Annotated in this window: 12 protein-coding genes; 6 read left to right on the top strand and 6 right to left on the bottom strand. The window is 61.5% G+C overall.

What is annotated here, in order from left to right:
* Window positions 1-450 precede the first annotated feature (450 nt).
* From arcD to arcC, 4 genes are read left to right on the top strand one after another with little or no spacing between them, the layout of a single operon-like run.
* Complete coding sequence (gene arcD / locus ASD12_RS24235; protein ID WP_056592283.1) at window positions 451-1,917, top strand: arginine-ornithine antiporter; 1,467 nt, start codon at window positions 451-453, stop codon at window positions 1,915-1,917.
* 13 nt (window positions 1,918-1,930) lie between these two features.
* Window positions 1,931-3,145, top strand: coding sequence for an arginine deiminase (locus tag ASD12_RS24230; RefSeq protein ID WP_056592281.1), 1,215 nt, complete (start codon window positions 1,931-1,933; stop codon window positions 3,143-3,145).
* Window positions 3,146-3,162: 17 nt separating this feature from the next.
* On the top strand, window positions 3,163-4,164 hold the full coding sequence (gene argF / locus ASD12_RS24225; protein WP_056592279.1) for an ornithine carbamoyltransferase: 1,002 nt from the start codon (window positions 3,163-3,165) through the stop codon (window positions 4,162-4,164).
* 1 nt (window position 4,165) lies between these two features.
* Window positions 4,166-5,134 (top strand): carbamate kinase, encoded by a 969-nt coding sequence (gene arcC / locus ASD12_RS24220; protein WP_056592277.1) that lies wholly within the window; start codon window positions 4,166-4,168, stop codon window positions 5,132-5,134.
* A gap of 516 nt (window positions 5,135-5,650) precedes the next feature.
* On the opposite strand, the gene ASD12_RS24210 is transcribed toward arcC, so the two are convergent.
* The 3 genes from ASD12_RS24210 to ASD12_RS24200 form a co-directional block, all read right to left on the bottom strand.
* On the bottom strand, window positions 5,651-7,102 hold the full coding sequence (locus tag ASD12_RS24210; protein WP_056592272.1) for a bifunctional serine/threonine-protein kinase/universal stress protein: 1,452 nt from the start codon (window positions 7,100-7,102) through the stop codon (window positions 5,651-5,653).
* A 13-nt stretch (window positions 7,103-7,115) separates the two neighbouring features.
* Window positions 7,116-7,859, bottom strand: a complete 744-nt coding sequence (locus ASD12_RS24205) for a metallophosphoesterase family protein (protein WP_056592269.1) — start codon at window positions 7,857-7,859, stop codon at window positions 7,116-7,118.
* Between the two features lie 86 nt (window positions 7,860-7,945).
* Entirely contained in the window at window positions 7,946-8,194 is a 249-nt protein-coding gene (locus ASD12_RS24200) for an exopolysaccharide production repressor protein (protein WP_056592266.1), read from the bottom strand.
* 471 nt (window positions 8,195-8,665) lie between these two features.
* Here ASD12_RS24200 and ASD12_RS24195 point away from each other — a divergent pair, with 471 nt between their 5' ends.
* A complete protein-coding gene (locus tag ASD12_RS24195; RefSeq protein ID WP_056592264.1) occupies window positions 8,666-9,313 on the top strand; it encodes a helix-turn-helix domain-containing protein in 648 nt (215 codons plus the stop codon).
* A 105-nt stretch (window positions 9,314-9,418) separates the two neighbouring features.
* The gene (locus tag ASD12_RS24190) at window positions 9,419-9,940 is read left to right on the top strand and encodes a GNAT family N-acetyltransferase (RefSeq protein ID WP_056592261.1); all 522 of its coding nucleotides are present in this window, start codon (window positions 9,419-9,421) and stop codon (window positions 9,938-9,940) included.
* Here the strand turns inward: ASD12_RS24190 and ASD12_RS24185 are convergent, their stop codons facing one another.
* From ASD12_RS24185 to ASD12_RS24175, 3 genes are all read right to left on the bottom strand, one after another.
* Window positions 9,941-11,146 (bottom strand): acetate/propionate family kinase, encoded by a 1,206-nt coding sequence (locus tag ASD12_RS24185; protein WP_056592259.1) that lies wholly within the window; start codon window positions 11,144-11,146, stop codon window positions 9,941-9,943.
* Between the two features lie 48 nt (window positions 11,147-11,194).
* Entirely contained in the window at window positions 11,195-13,618 is a 2,424-nt protein-coding gene (locus ASD12_RS24180) for a phosphoketolase family protein (protein ID WP_056592257.1), read from the bottom strand.
* Window positions 13,619-13,741: 123 nt separating this feature from the next.
* The coding region (locus ASD12_RS24175; protein WP_056592253.1) for an MBL fold metallo-hydrolase at window positions 13,742-15,029 on the bottom strand (1,288 nt) is incomplete at its 5' end.

The raw sequence follows: 15,029 nt of genomic DNA, 5'->3' as shown, positions 1-15,029 counted from the left end.
TCGGTGTATCGTGGGTCGAAGCGGCGCACAGCTTGGCGGCGCATGGCCTGTTGCTGCTCGTCTTCTTTCACATTGGCGGCGTTGCGCTGGCAAGCTTTCACCACCGCGAAAACCTTGTCAGGGCCATGATTACGGGGCGAAAACGCAAAGCCGAACCGGCCGATATCGCCTGACGATCTGTCAACGCACCTAGCGATTCTCGCCTCGACGATCTCAGGGGCGCAAGTCGGCCCGCCATTCGTTCGGCGACGGCGAGAGCCAGCTATGCGACATCGGGCGAGTGGATCGGACTCATGTGCATGCTCGATGAGCGAGCGCTTTTCCCGGGCGCCCAAGGAACCCCAAACTTGCCATTGCCGCTCGCAAACGGATTTGACCCGTATCAAGGCAGCTAGCGCTCATTTCTTGTCTGTTGCCTCCCATGAGAGCCATCAAATTTGGGAGAGCACCATGACCACGGCTGACTTCAATATCCCTGTTCCGAAAGTCGCGACTGCGGCGCCAACGAAACTTCGACTGGGCTCCCTGACCGCATTGGTGATCGGTTCCATGGTCGGCTCCGGCGTGTTCAGCCTGCCGCAGAACATGGCGGCAGGTGCCGGTCCGCTCGCAATTCTGATTGGCTGGGCCATCACCGCGGTTGGCATGTTGGCGCTGGTCTTCGTTTATCAATCGCTTGCAACCCGCAGGCCCGAGCTCGACGCCGGGCCCTATGCTTATGCCAAGGCCGGCTTCGGTCCTTTCATCGGCTTCAACAGCGCTTGGGGGTACTGGATCAGTGCCTGGGTCGGGAACGTCTCCTACGCGGTGATCGTGTTCAGCGCCCTGTCCTATTTCTTTCCGGCGTTCGGCGACGGAAACACCTGGCAGGCGGTGCTTGGCGCATCGATCCTGCTGTGGCTGATCCACGTCCTGGTTCTCGCCGGCATCCGGCAGGCCGCTGTCGTGAACCTCATCGTCACGGTGGCCAAGATCGCTCCGATTGTCCTGTTTGTCGGGGTTGTTGCTGTCGCGTTCAAAATGCAAGTCTGGTCGCTCGACTTCACGGGTCTCGGCAACGCCAATCTCGGCTCGATCACCGCACAGGTGAAGAGCACCATGCTGGTGACGCTTTGGGTGTTCATCGGCATCGAAGGCGCCAGCGTCTTTTCCGGACGTGCAGAGCGCCGCAAGGACATCGCCACAGCGACAGTTCTCGGCTTCTTCACCTGTCTCGCGCTCTACGCCCTGGTGTCGCTGCTGTCGCTCGGCATCCTCAGCCAGCCTGAGCTCGCCGCCCTGAAGAACCCCTCCATGGCCGGCGTGCTGGAGGCGGTTGTCGGCCCCTGGGGCGCCATCCTGATCAACATAGCGCTTGTCGTGTCCGTGATCGGCGCCTTCCTCAGCTGGACGCTGCTTGCGGCCGAAATTCCGCATGTCGCCGCCAAGGATGGAACAATGCCGAAATTCTTCGGCCGCGAAAGCGAGCGCGGTGTGCCCTCGATGTCGCTTCTGATCACCAACCTGCTCGTCCAGGCTTTCCTGGTGATCACGCTCTTCGCCCAAAGCACCTACCAGGCGCTGTTCTACATCGCGTCGGCCGCAATCCTGGTTCCTTACATCTTTTCCGGAGCCTACGCGGCCAAGCTCGCGTTGACGGGAGAGAGCTACCAGAGCGGCGAGCAGCGCGTCGGGCCGCTTTTTGCCGGGCTGCTGGCAACGGTCTACGGGTTGTGGCTCGTCTACGCGGCGGGGCCGGCATACCTGTTCATGTGCGCCATCCTCTATGCGCCCGGCATCATCTTCTACATCTGGGCGCGCCGCGAAACCAATCAGCGCGTGTTCCATACTGCCGAAGCGGCACTCGCCGCGGCCCTCGTCGCCGTCGCCATCCTCGCCGTCTACGAGATGTGGACCGGCGCCGTCAGCCCGCTGTGAGAGGATTGACGCGATGACAAGCTTGGGTGTCCACTCCGAAGTCGGCCGGCTGCGCGAGGTGATGGTCCACCGTCCGGACCTCAGCCTGCGCAGGCTGACGCCGGAAAACTGCAGGGCCCTCCTCTTCGACGATGTGCTGTGGGTCAAGCGGGCCCGCCAGGAGCACGATGTCTTCGTCGACGCGTTGCGCGAACGCGGCGTGCTGGTGCATTCTTTCGGGGAGCTCCTGACTGAGACAATGAGCCTGACCAAGGCCCGCGACTGGCTCCTCGACCGCCGGGTTCATCCCGGCGTCGTGGGACTGGACATGGTCGACGAGATGCGGGGATGGCTCAACGAGATGTCGTCGGAGCAGCTGGCGTCTTGCCTTGTCGGGGGCATCGCCAGGGCGGAGCTTCCTTTCGAGCCCAAAGGCCTGACCGGAAGGACGCTCGCCCCCCAGGATTTCGTGCTGCCGCCGCTGCCGAACCAGCTCTTCACTCGCGACAGTTCCTGCTGGATCTATGGCTCGGTCTCGGTCAATTCCATGTACTGGCCCGCGAGACGCCCGGAAGCAGCCAATGTCGAAGCCGTCTACCGTTTCCATCCCCGCTTTCGCGACAGCGGTATTCCCTTCGTGTCGCCAGACTTGGGAACAGGCACCAGCCTGGAAGGTGGGGATGTCATGCCGATTGGTGGCGGAGCAGTTCTCGTCGGCATGGGAGAGCGCACGACGCCGCAAGCCGTGGGCGACCTCGCACGCAGCCTGTTCGCGGCCGGCGAGGCGACACGGGTGATTGCGGCGCTGATGCCGCGGGATCGCAGTTTCATGCATCTCGACACCGTCTTCACCTTCTGCGACCGCGACCTTGTGACCATGTACCCGCCTGTGGTCGATCGGCTGCGCACCTTCTCACTACGGCCAGGCGACGGAAATGCGTCGGTCGAGGTGACGGAGGAAACTGAGCCGTTCACAGCTGTGGTTGCCGAAGCCCTCGGGCTGAAGTCGCTGCGGATCATCGCCACCGGCGGCGACCGCTATGAAGCCGAGCGTGAGCAATGGGATGACGGCAACAACGTTGTTGCGGTCGAGCCCGGTGTGGTCATCGGCTACGACCGCAACGTTTATACAAACACGCTTCTGCGCCGTGCAGGAATTGAAGTGATCACGGTCGAAGGCGCCGAGCTTAGTCGCGGGCGCGGCGGCGGGCACTGCATGACCTGTCCGATTGCCCGCGACCCTACTTGATCCGAAAGGAAATCTCTATGTCGATCAATCTTCATGGCCGCTCCGTCCTGACTCTGGACGATCTCACGGCCGACGAGATCCGCTTTCTTCTCAAGCTGGCCGTCGACCTCAAGTCGGCCAAGCTCGCCGGCCACGAGATACCGCGTCTCGTCAGAAAGAACATCGCGCTGATCTTTGAGAAGGATTCGACCCGCACCCGGACCGGGTTCGAGGTGGCGGCCTATGACCAGGGCGCCCACGTCACCTATTTCGGTCCCAGTGGCAGCCATATCGGCCACAAGGAATCCATGAAAGATACGGCGCGCGTGCTCGGCCGCATGTATGATGCGATCGAGTATCGCGGCTTCGGTCAGCATCAGGCCGAACTGCTTGCCGCGCATGCCGGCGTGCCCGTCTATAACGGTCTCACAGACGAGGCGCATCCGACGCAGATCCTCGCCGACTTGATGACCATGCGTGAATTCACGCACAAGCATCTTTCGGACATGACCGTCGCTTTCGTCGGTGAGGGCCGGGATAATGTCGCGCTATCCCTGGCACTGGGAGCAGCCAAGGTCGGCATCGACATGCGCCTCGCCTCGCCAAGGGAACTCTGGCCGGACGAGGAATTCTGCTCCCATGTCAGGGACCTGGCGGGACGCAGCGGCAGCCGCTTCCGCCTCGACGAAGACGTGAAGGGCTGTGTTCAGGACGCTGATTTCATCTACACCGACGTCTGGATGTCGATGGGAGAGGATAAATCGGGCTGGGCCGAGCGCATTCGCCTTTTGACTCCATATCGTGTCACCAGCGATGTCATGGCTGCCGCCGGCAACCCCCACGTCAAATTCATGCATTGCCTGCCGGCATTCCACGACACCGATACCGAGATCGGCGCCTTCGTTGCGAAGGAATATGGCATCGACTGCATGGAGGTCACGGACGAGGTGTTCGAGTCGGCAGCATCGATCGTCTTCGACCAGGCCGAAAACCGGATGCACACGATCAAGGCCCTGCTCGTCGCCACGATCGGCAACTGAGATGCTTATCGTCGTTGCGCTCGGCGGAAACGCACTGCTTCGCCGTGGAGAACCGATGACGGCGGAGAACCAGCGCGCCAACATCAAACGCGCTGCATCCGTGCTCGGGAAACTCATCGGCGAAGGACACTCGGTTGTAGTCACGCACGGCAACGGCCCGCAAGTGGGTCTGCTCGCGCTCCAGGCCGCTGCCAGCCCGGGCGACGGGGCGTTTCCACTCGACGTGCTCGGGGCCGAGAGCGCCGGCATGATCGGATATGTGATCGAGCAGGAGCTCGGCAACCTGCTCAAGCAGAGGCTGTTCGCAACCCTGCTGACGCAGGTGACGGTGGACCCGCACGATCCAGCCTTCGCTCACCCGACGAAGCCTATCGGCCCGGTCTACGATGAGGCAACCGCACGCAGGCTTGCCACCGAACGCGGCTGGCAAATCGCGCCTGATGGCGACAAATGGCGCCGCGTCGTGCCCTCGCCACGACCGCTGGAAATTCTGGAAGCGTCGGTGATTTCATTCCTCGTCGAACGCGGCGTGATCGTCATCTGCACCGGCGGTGGTGGCGTTCCGGTGATAGCCCGGGATGACGGCAGTCTGTGCGGCGTGGAAGCAGTCATCGACAAGGATCTGGCAAGCTCGCTTCTTGCCCGCCAGTTGAAGGCAGACATGCTGCTTATGCTGACGGATGTCGACGCCGTCTATATCGACTACGGAACAGCGGCCGCTCGGGTGCTCCGGCGCGTGAGCCCCAAGGAGCTATCAGACAGGACTTTTCCGGCCGGCTCCATGGGACCGAAGGTCAGCGCTGCAATCGAATTCATTGAAGCGACAGGCAAGCCTGCTGCAATCGGCAAGCTCGACGATGCCGTCGAAATTGTCAGAGGGGAGCTCGGCACCTGGTTCGAAGCCAGCGCCCTGCCCTCGCCCATCGAGCCTGCGAGACCCCAGGCTGCGGCCACGACACCGATGACATAGTTCTTGCCATAGGCTTTCGCACATTTCGGGCATGTCGTGTAGAAGAAATACACATCACGCGGCTCTGTGTTTCGATCGCGCGCAATCTGCCGCATTTCATTATCCCAGGTCCTCGCCCCCCTCGAACAATTTGGTCACATAGTCGCCGCTCAGCGTGGTCATCTCCTCGTTGGCGACAGGTTTCGAGACCGCAAACAGATGTTCGCTGGCCCAGGGCGAGACATCCTTGCTGAGAACGATAAACTGGCCGGGATCGAAGCGCCAGCGTCTTCGATGTGCTTGTTAACGCGCGCGAACACGCTGCCCATGTTCATCGGGATATGCATGACGCTGAGGGTCGAGGCTTTGACGAACCGCTTGTCCTTGAAGTGCAAGTCCTGGCCGTCCCAGCCCTCGGGATTGAACCTCGGGCAGCAACCGGTTGTGTTCACGCTAGCGTCGTATCGCGGCGTTTCGTTCGTCTGCATGGCCTGTTCCTCAATTGAACAGCCATCTGACGGGGAATGACCCCGTCCATCATTGATCCTCGTCAACAGTTCTGGGCTCACTTGCGGAATTGCGCTCAACCTGCCGCCCTTGTTCCTCGACCGCCTTCAATCGAACGACCGAAACCGAGCAAAGGGCCTGTGCCACGACTTTGGTCGAGACGCTGCCGAGGTGACGGCGGATTGCCGAGGACGCCCGGGCTCCAACGACGATATGCCCTACGTCATTGTGCTCGGCGTAGTTGAGGATCGCATCGGCGGGGCTGACCGCTTCAAGCACATGATAGCTGATGCGGTCTTCCGGCAGATGCAGTGGATGGGCCCAATCCTTGAGCGCGACGAGCCGCTTCAAGTAGACTGAGCGCCCGGATTCGTCGGTCGCCGGCGTCTCGCCGATGATTTCGGTCTTCAGGACCGTCACGCAGGCCAGCCAGGAATCCGCGCGCGAGGCAAGCACGCGGGCGGTCTCGCTGAGAACCTCGCCTGCCAGCGCATCGCTGCCATTGGCCAGATCGACTGCCGCAAGAACAATTGACGGTCCGGCCTGTGTCCTCGACGAGGTCGGCCTGCCGACAAGCGCTCTGTCATCAGTCTTGCGAAACAACCTTGTGATCGCAGCCCACCCCCCCTCGTCCCGGGGCTTACGCCTGGCAACCACCACCTGGTCGGGGTTGCTGAGATCCGAAAGAACATGCGCCGCCTCGACATATCGTCGAGTCCTGTCCACATCCATGCATCGCAAAATGATGGCTTCCAGCCACCGCGGAATGGCCTCGTTGATATCTCGCGGCGACCTGGGGGCGTGATAGAGCCTGCGCTTCATCCCCGCGAAAGTCGCCGGCCGCCCGAACGGCTCCTCGCCCGTAGCCAGCTGATAGAGGAGGCAACCCAGTGCGAACAGGTCACTTGCAGGATCTGACCTCTCCCCGAGCACCTGTTCTGGCGAAATATAGGCGGCGGTGCCCATTGGCACGGAGCTTTCCGCACCGAGAAGATCGGGAAGCTCTGCATGGCGGGCGAGCCCGAAGTCGAGGAGCACCGCGCCGCGCTCGGCAAGAATGATATTCTCGGGCTTGAGATCGAGATGAACGACCTTCTGCCGGTGGAGGGCGGCCAGGGCCGTGGCAATCTCGGTGCCGATGCTTGCTACCTCGTCCACAGGCAGCGGCGCCTTGCCGACGATATCCGCCAGGCCAGTGCCGGCCACAAACTCCATGGCTATGTAGGGAACCTGCGCCAGGCTGCCCGATGCCGCGAAACGCGGCATATGCGGTCCCGACAGGCGTTTCATGATCAGCTCCTCCGCCTCGAAACCGAGGATGACGGAGACATCCCCACCCGGGTCGAGAAACGGGATCTTCAGCACAAGCGGGAAATCGTACCGGGGGTTGGTTGCCCGCCAGAGCGAGGCCATGCCGCCGGAGGGCAGCTTTTCGACCAGCTCGAAACCATCGATGACTGCCCCTGCCTCAAACCGTTGCATCGAATACGTCTCCTTAGCGGCCGATCTTCAGACGCATGCCAAGCCATCCAGGCAGGCCGGCGGCTTGAATCTTGCGAGCTGTTTCCTCGTGATCATAGGGAACACGAACCATCGTGACCTCGTGTCGCTGCGTGTCGACAAGAACAAAGCACGCCGCCGGGTTACCATCGCGGGGTTGGCCGACCGCGCCGGCAATCACCAGGTGACGCCTCAGGTCGGACAAAGGCGCTGCTACATTGTCCAACGGCTGGAAATGCACCGGCCGGCGCCCGGGCAGCGCGTAGTAGATGGCGGGAATGTGGGTGTGGCCGCAGAAAACGAAGCGGGCGTCGCTTGCCGAGAGGCAGCGTTCCGCTGAGTCCACGTCGCGTATATAGGGCCACTTTCCCGGTCGCTCCGCACTTGCGTGCACATACAGGCGGTCTTCGGATTGCAGCGAGAGCGGCAATCGCGCCAGGAAATCAAGATGTGCCGGAGCGATGCGTTCGCGAGTCCACTGGACGGCGAACCGCGCGTTCTCCGTCATGTTGCTTAGATTCAGCGCCACTGCTTCGTCGTGGTTGCCCATGATGCAAAGCGCGCCGTCAGCCATCAGATGGGCGGCCTTCTCTATCACATAGACGGGATCAGGACCGTAGCCGACCAAATCACCGAGCAATACCAATTCGTCTGGACTACCGCGTTCGTGAACAGCTTCCAGGACCGCGTCGAACGCCTCGCGATTGGCATGGATGTCAGACAGGATTGCAATGCGCATTCAACCTTGTCCCAGAGATTAGCAAAACATGGCAAGGCGCGTGCCGCGAGTGTTTGATACGGCTGCGTCGCGATCATTGGAGACGGCTAAAGCAACGTGCCGTCTCTTTGGGGTGGCGGAACATGGCTGAGTGATGCCGAGTCTGCTTCAGCGTCTGCCGTCGAGCCTTTGGAAATCAGGCGTATGACAAAAGCGAAGTATCCGACCTGCAGAACGACCAAGTCGATAATCGCCCAGCCCAGTGCTGTCCAGACCGAGCCCGTTGCCGCGTAGGTCCACACCGCAACGATGGCCGAGGTGACAAACATTCCCACCAGAAACTGCGGAAGATACATCGTTGCGCATCAACCGCCCCGGAACCTGACATTAGTTCGAAACGGCTCCCCATTGCTATGCAAAAGCTAAGGGGATCATAGGCATCCGGATTGGCTTATGGCTTGACTTGGATCAATCAGGCCGGGCGTCAGTCAATTGGTTTCTTTTTTATTGTTACAAATCTGGCCAATTCCTCGGCCAACAGATTTTTGAGCGTTGCACGACGGTCCGGGTCTGATGTTTTCGTGATGTAAGTATTCGCGGTAGGGATCCTGCATGACCGTATCCCTCCTTTGGGGAAACGTAACCGCAACGCTAGGCGTCTATTTGGTCCAAGGCCAGCGCAATCGCTCGTTGAAGGTCGTAGCCGCATTTGGCGACTGCAGATCCGCTCCGTGTAGAGTAGGTAGTTTCCCGTAGGGATATAACCGAATTTCGCGACCCGCGGATACGCGCGATTGCTGTGTCACGGATCAACCGGGAAAACAGCCATGCACGCCTACACGAGTTCCAGAATCTCACTGCCGTCGCATTCTGTGCAACCAAGCCCGCCGGACGCCTTCGACCCGGCACCACTGCAGCCGGTCAGCTTTTTTCCCGCCGGTGCGGAAATTTATGCCCAGGGCGAGAAGGCTGGGGCCTTCTATCAGGTCGAGTTCGGTGCCGTGCGCATCTACCGTCTCCTTGCCGACGGTCGCCGGCAGATCAGCGCCTTTCACCTGGCCGGAGAGACATTCGGTTTCGAGGCAGACGCAACACATCATTTCTTCGCCGAAGCGATCAACGCTACAGCTGTCCGCGTCTTGCGGTTCACTGCCGGGGCGGACATGTCTCGCCAGCTGCTGCCCTTGGCGCTGAAGGGTTTGACCCGCGCGCAGGAACACCTGCTGGTTCTCGGCCGCCAGAACGCCATCGAACGCATCGCCGCTTTCCTGGTTGACATGGCGGAGCGCCAGGGTGGATTGCAGCAGGTCGAACTGCCAATGTCGCGTATGGACATCGGCGACTATCTCGGCCTCACCATCGAGACCGTTTCCCGTGTCTTCACCCGGCTGAAGGACAAGGGCGTTATCCGACTCCTCAACCTGCGCAGCATCGAAATTGTCAAGCACGACGCGCTCCACTGCATGAGCGAATGACCAGACATCGTCGAACGGTGGCACGAAGGGTACCCAAAGGAAGCCATATCCCTTTGGGCAGCTGCACCCCGCCGATCAGAACAACCCAGGATTAGAGATCCGCATATGACCACGAATAGCGCAATTACCACACGGACCGGATTTCACTTCGAAGTGCGCCGCGCGCGCCCTGAAGATGAGCCAACGCTGGCCGAGTTCTTCACTCATGTGACCCCGGACGACCTGCGCTTCCGCTTTCTCGGCGCTGTGAAGGAAGTCTCGCATGAACGGCTGGTGGCGATGACGCGTTCAGATGACGCCCATATCCATAATTTTCTGGCATTCTCGATCGACGGGATGCTGATCGCGGTCGCGACGCTGGCAAGCGATCGAGCCGATCGAAACGGCGAGGTTGCGATCTGCATTCGCCAGGATCGCAAGCATCTGGGCGTTGGCTGGGAGCTGCTCGCCTATGTTGCGAAATATGCCGAAGAACTCGGCCTCAAAGCGATCGAGTCGATCGAGAGCCGTGAAAACCGTGCTGCGATCGAGGTCGAGCGCGACATGGGTTTCACCGTTACGACCGATCCCGACGATGCGACGCTTGTCCTGGTTCGGCGGGAGCTAGGGGCGCGATCGGCCAGTTAGCTACCGCGGTCCCTCCCGGGCCGTTGCGGCCGCGGCAGATCGAAAGATGAGCATCTCCTTGGCCACAGCTCTTTCTTCATCCGCTGGAATGACAAGGACATCGACGCGGGAATTCGCAGCGCTGACCACCTCCTCGCCTCCTCGGTTTCGCTCATCGTCGAGACCGACTCCAAGCCAGGCCGCGGCGGCGCTGATCCTTTCCCGGACCAACGGCGCGTTTTCGCCAATGCCGGCAGTGAACACCAGCGTGTCCAGTCCGCCCATGGCAGCGGCCAGCGATCCTATCTCCCGTCCGATCCGATAGACGAAGAGATCGACAGCCTCAGCGGCGGCAGGGTCGTCTGAGCCGATTAGGGTCCGCATATCACCAGATATTCCAGACACACCGAGCAGACCGGATTGCTCGTAGAGAAGCGTGACCAGTTCTTCCGCGGACAGCCGCCGTTCCTGCAGCAAGTGGAGGATGACGCCCGGGTCCAGCGCGCCGCTGCGCGTGCTCATGACCAAGCCGTCCAGTGTCGAAAACCCCATCGTCGTGGCAATACTTCGTCCGGCGTCCATGGCGCACAGGCTGGCGCCGCTGCCGAGATGGGCGACGATCGTGCGGCCGCCCGCGCGGGTGCCGTATCGGTCATACAGCTTTGCAGCGATATGGCTGTAGGATAGCCCATGAAAGCCGTAGGACACGATGCCCGCCTCGGTCATCGCACGCGGCAGCCCGTAGATTTTGGCGAGCTCCGGCCGGGCTGAATGAAACGCCGTGTCGAAGCACCCGATCTGGAGGGCCTGCGGCAAGAGTTCAGTGGCCAGCGCGACAATCTCGAGATTGATCCGTTGATGGATGGGCGCCATCGCCTCGAGCAAGCGCAGTACATCGAGCGTGCGTTCGTCGAGCCGCGTTGCTTCGGTGAAGCCACGGCCGCCGTGAACGATCCTGTGCCCTACTCTGTCGATGCGACGCAGGAGATCGTTTTCGGCGAGCACGGAGACCACCGCCGCGAACGCCTTGTCCATATCGATCGGTGCTTCGCCCATGCTCCTGTCGATCTTGGACCTGCCGGCCGCGGCCTCGACGCGCAGCCGTGGCCGACGGTCGAGAGAGGAGACATTGCCGCGCAGCAGCAACGGAACTTGGTCACGCTCTTCGAAGACGGCGAACTTCAGGCTCGAAGAACCCCCGTTCAGGACAAGGATCGCATCGGTCATGAAGCCATCCGATATCTTGCCCCCATGTGCTGGAGGACGGGCAACCGCTCAATCTGGACGCTTTGGCGCCGCATCAGGATCCTGTCCCCACTTCCAGTCAAGTATCTCCGGCATATCCTGCCCATGGGCGCGAATATAGGCTCGATGTTCAAGCAGCTTGCCATCCATCGCCTGCTTTAACACGACCCGAACGCTCTTGAGTTGCGGAACCCAGTCAAGGACGCTTTGGATGAGATGGAAGCGGTCAAGGCCGTTCAGCACCGTCATATCGAAAGGTGTCGTCGTCGTCCCTTCCTCGTTGTAGCCGCGCACATGGATGTTGTCGTGATTGGTGCGACGATAGGTCAGGCGATGGATGGTCCAGGGATAGCCGTGATAGGCAAAAATGACCGGCTTGTCGGTGGTGAACAGGGCATCGAAATCGCGATCCGAAAGACCGTGCGGATGATATTCCTTTGGCTGAAGAGTCATCAGGTCGACGACATTGACCACCCTGATCCTGAGATCGGGAACCTGTTGCCTGAGTATCTGCACCGCGGCCAGCGTTTCGAGGGTCGGGACGTCGCCAGCGCAAGCCATCACGACGTCGGGCTCAGCCCCATCGTCCGTTGACGCCCAGTCCCAGATGCCGATCCCTGCCCGGCAGTGAACGATTGCCCTGTCCATCGACAGCCACTGCCATGACGGCGGCTTGCCGGCGACGATAATGTTGATGCGGTTCCAGGTTTGCAGCACATGGTCGGTCACGCAGAGCAAGGTGTTGGCGTCCGGTGGCAGGTAGACCCGCACAATGTCGGCCTTCTTGTTGAGGGCGACGTCGATGAAGCCAGGGTCCTGATGGCTGAAACCATTGTGTTCCTGGTGCCAGACATGGCTGGACAACAGATAATTCAGCGATGCGACCGGTCGCCGCCACGGGATATCGCGGCAGGCATCCAGCCATTTCGCGTGCTGATTGAACATGGAATCGACGATATGGATAAACGCCTCGTAGCAGGAAAAAAGGCCATGGCGCCCGGTGAGCAAGTAGCCTTCCAGCCAGCCCTGGCAGGTGTGCTCGGAGAGGATTTCGAGAACCCGGCCTTCGCGCCCCAGATGAACGTCTTCGGGTAGGATCTTTTCCATCCAGCCACGCTCGGTCACTTCAAACACGTCCTGAAGGCGGTTCGAGGCGGTCTCGTCCGGGCCGACGATCCGGAAGTTCTTCGAGGCCTCGTTCAACTGCATGACATCACGCAGGAAGCTGCCCATGACCCGCGTCGACTCGGCCTTGACGGCGCCAGGGCGCTCGAGCGCGATGGCGTGGTCATGCAGCGCCGGCAGATCGAGAGACCTGCGCAGCAGGCCGCCATTGGCATGCGGGTTGGCGCCCATGCGCCGTGTCGCCTGGGGTGCCGTGGCGCGGATCGCGGCGACAGGAGCGCCGGCGGCGTCGAACAGTTCCTCGGGCCGGTAGCTTTTCAGCCACTCCTCGAGCAGCCTGAGATGGGCCGGGTTTTCCGCAAGGCCAGACAAGGGTACCTGGTGCGAGCGCCAGAAGCCCTCGGTCTTCAGACCGTCGACCTCTTTCGGTCCCGTCCAGCCCTTGGGGCTGCGCAGCACGATCATTGGCCATTTTGGTCGTGACGCGGTCGCCGCAGGGCCGTGGCGTGCGGCATGCTGGATAGCCTGGATCCGATCAAACGCATCGTCGAGCACGCTCGCCATACGCTCATGCATCAGCACTGGCTCGTGGCCCTCCACGAACAGCGGCTCATAGCCGTAGCCTGCAAACAGCGCGCGCAATTCGTCTTCGGGAATGCGGGCCAGAATGGTCGGATTGGCGATCTTGTAGCCGTTCAGATGCAGGATCGGCAGCACCGCCCCGTCGCGCGCCGGGTTGAGGAATTTGTTGGAATGCCACGCGGCTGCCAGTGGTCCCGTTTCAGCCTCGCCGTCACCGACGACACAGGCGACCACAAGATCCGGATTGTCAAAGGCGGCGCCATAGGCATGCGAAAGCGAATAGCCCAACTCTCCGCCCTCGTGGATCGAGCCGGGCACATCCGGTGCTGCATGGCTCGGGATACCGCCGGGAAACGAAAACTGCCGGAACAGCTTGCGCATCCCCTGCTCGTCCATCGCAATGTCCGGATTGAGCTCGCTATAGGTGCCTTCGAGATAGGTGTTCGCCACCATTGCCGGGCCGCCATGGCCTGGGCCGCAGACATAGATCACATTTGCGTCCCTGAGCCGGATCGCGCGATTGAGGTGTGCATAGATAAAACTCAAACCCGGCGACGTTCCCCAATGGCCGAGGAGGCGCGGCTTGACGTGCTCCAGCCGCAACGGTTCGCGCAGCAGCGGATTGTCGAGCAGGTAGATCTGGCCGATCGTCAGATAGTTGGCAGCACGCCAATAGGCATCGATATCGTGCAACTCGCGATCGGACAGAAGGCCACTGGAAGCTGGTATCGTCGTATGCTCTGTCATGTCTGGCTCCCATCGCCTGTTGGGGCGCCTGTCGCAGGACTGCGACACGGGCCTGTGTTCGTCGATCTGCAGCGAATGGACACCAACGCACTCGTGCGCTTTCAGTTCACCGCTTCGCGGTTTCTATGCGTCCTTGTCCTCGAGCGCCCTTCGCATGCGTCTGATGACCTCTGCGCGACCTCGTTCGTCGGCCGCGGCGCTGACCGCCTCGTTTACGTCCAGGAGCAGCTTTGAAAGGTCATTGTGCCAATCGAGGCGGGCAATCTTTTCCGGCTTCAGACGGCGGGGCTCGTTGAGCTCGACCGGCAAACTGCGGCCGGGGGTCAATTGGAAAGCATCGTCCAGCCTCGGGATGATGATCTTGTCGTCGGGTATCAGTCCTGCAAGCCTTCCACGCAGGCCGCCGAGTCCAGCCTCCTCTCCATGCGTCAAGAACACCTGCTGCTTCACCGGAGTTCGGGCCTTGAGCCAGGCAACCAGTTCGCTCGCATCGGCGTGGCCGGAATAGAGGTCGAACAGGCAAATACGTGCCTTGACCTCGACTTCCTCACCCTGGATGCGCACGCGCTCAGCGCCGTCGAGCAGGATCCTCCCGAGCGACCCTTGGGCCTGATATCCGGCCATCATCACCGTGGCGTTCCTGCGCCAAAGATTGGCCTTGAGGTGATGGCGGATACGCCCCGCGTCGCACATGCCGCTGGCGGCGATCACCACGAAGAAGCCGCTCAGGCGATTGATCGCCTTGCTCTGCTCCACCGTCTCGGTGAAGCGCAGCTCTTTCGAGTCGAGGGCCTGGCGCAACACGTTGCCCTGCTCAATGTCGTCGGCATGCCGCTCGAATATCGCGCTGGCGCGTGTTGCCAGCGGCGAGTCGACGAAGACCGGAGCAGACGGCACCTCCCCCGATTTCATGAGCAGATACAAGTCGACCAGCAGTTCCTGCGTCCTCTCGACGGCGAAGGACGGGATGACAAGGGGTCCGCTCGCCTCGGCGGCGCCACGAACGATGTCGCCGAGCTGGGATCGCCGCTCTTCGGGCGAGACGTCAGGCCGGTCGCGGTCGCCATAGGTCGATTCGCAGATCAGATAATCGACGCCTGCCGGCCCCTCTGGATCGGTCTGAAGCAGCTTGTGGCCGGGGCCTATGTCGCCCGAGAACATGAGGCGCAGGGGCGCATCCCGCCGGTCGATCTCGAGTTCGACCGATGCTGAACCAAGCAGGTGGCCGGCATTCCAGAAGCGGGCGCGAAGGCCTTCGGCGACCGTGGTCCATTCGCCATATTCCAAAGCCCGAAACAAGGTCATGCACGCGGCGGCATCCTGCAGGCGGTAGATCGGTTCGACCGGCGGCCGACCGCGCTGCGCATTGCGGCGATTCAGGTGCTCGACCTCCATTTCCTGGATATGCGCC

The sequence above is a fragment of the Mesorhizobium sp. Root102 genome (assembly GCF_001425625.1).
Lineage (GTDB): Bacteria > Pseudomonadota > Alphaproteobacteria > Rhizobiales > Rhizobiaceae > Mesorhizobium.
The sequence above is the reverse complement of the archived record's forward strand: the minus strand, read 5'-3'. Positions and strand labels throughout refer to the sequence as shown.

What these genes read in the sequence shown, in the direction of transcription:
- arcD (WP_056592283.1), top strand. Translation starts at nt 451, where the DNA reads ATGACCACGGCTGACTTCAATATCCCTGTTCCGAAAGTCGCGACTGCG.
- ASD12_RS24230 (WP_056592281.1), top strand. Translation starts at nt 1,931, where the DNA reads ATGACAAGCTTGGGTGTCCACTCCGAAGTCGGCCGGCTGCGCGAGGTG.
- argF (WP_056592279.1), top strand. Translation starts at nt 3,163, where the DNA reads ATGTCGATCAATCTTCATGGCCGCTCCGTCCTGACTCTGGACGATCTC.
- arcC (WP_056592277.1), top strand. Translation starts at nt 4,166, where the DNA reads ATGCTTATCGTCGTTGCGCTCGGCGGAAACGCACTGCTTCGCCGTGGA.
- ASD12_RS24210 (WP_056592272.1), bottom strand. Translation starts at nt 7,102, where the DNA reads ATGCAACGGTTTGAGGCAGGGGCAGTCATCGATGGTTTCGAGCTGGTC.
- ASD12_RS24205 (WP_056592269.1), bottom strand. Translation starts at nt 7,859, where the DNA reads ATGCGCATTGCAATCCTGTCTGACATCCATGCCAATCGCGAGGCGTTC.
- ASD12_RS24200 (WP_056592266.1), bottom strand. Translation starts at nt 8,194, where the DNA reads ATGTATCTTCCGCAGTTTCTGGTGGGAATGTTTGTCACCTCGGCCATC.
- ASD12_RS24195 (WP_056592264.1), top strand. Translation starts at nt 8,666, where the DNA reads ATGCACGCCTACACGAGTTCCAGAATCTCACTGCCGTCGCATTCTGTG.
- ASD12_RS24190 (WP_056592261.1), top strand. Translation starts at nt 9,419, where the DNA reads ATGACCACGAATAGCGCAATTACCACACGGACCGGATTTCACTTCGAA.
- ASD12_RS24185 (WP_056592259.1), bottom strand. Translation starts at nt 11,146, where the DNA reads ATGACCGATGCGATCCTTGTCCTGAACGGGGGTTCTTCGAGCCTGAAG.
- ASD12_RS24180 (WP_056592257.1), bottom strand. Translation starts at nt 13,618, where the DNA reads ATGACAGAGCATACGACGATACCAGCTTCCAGTGGCCTTCTGTCCGAT.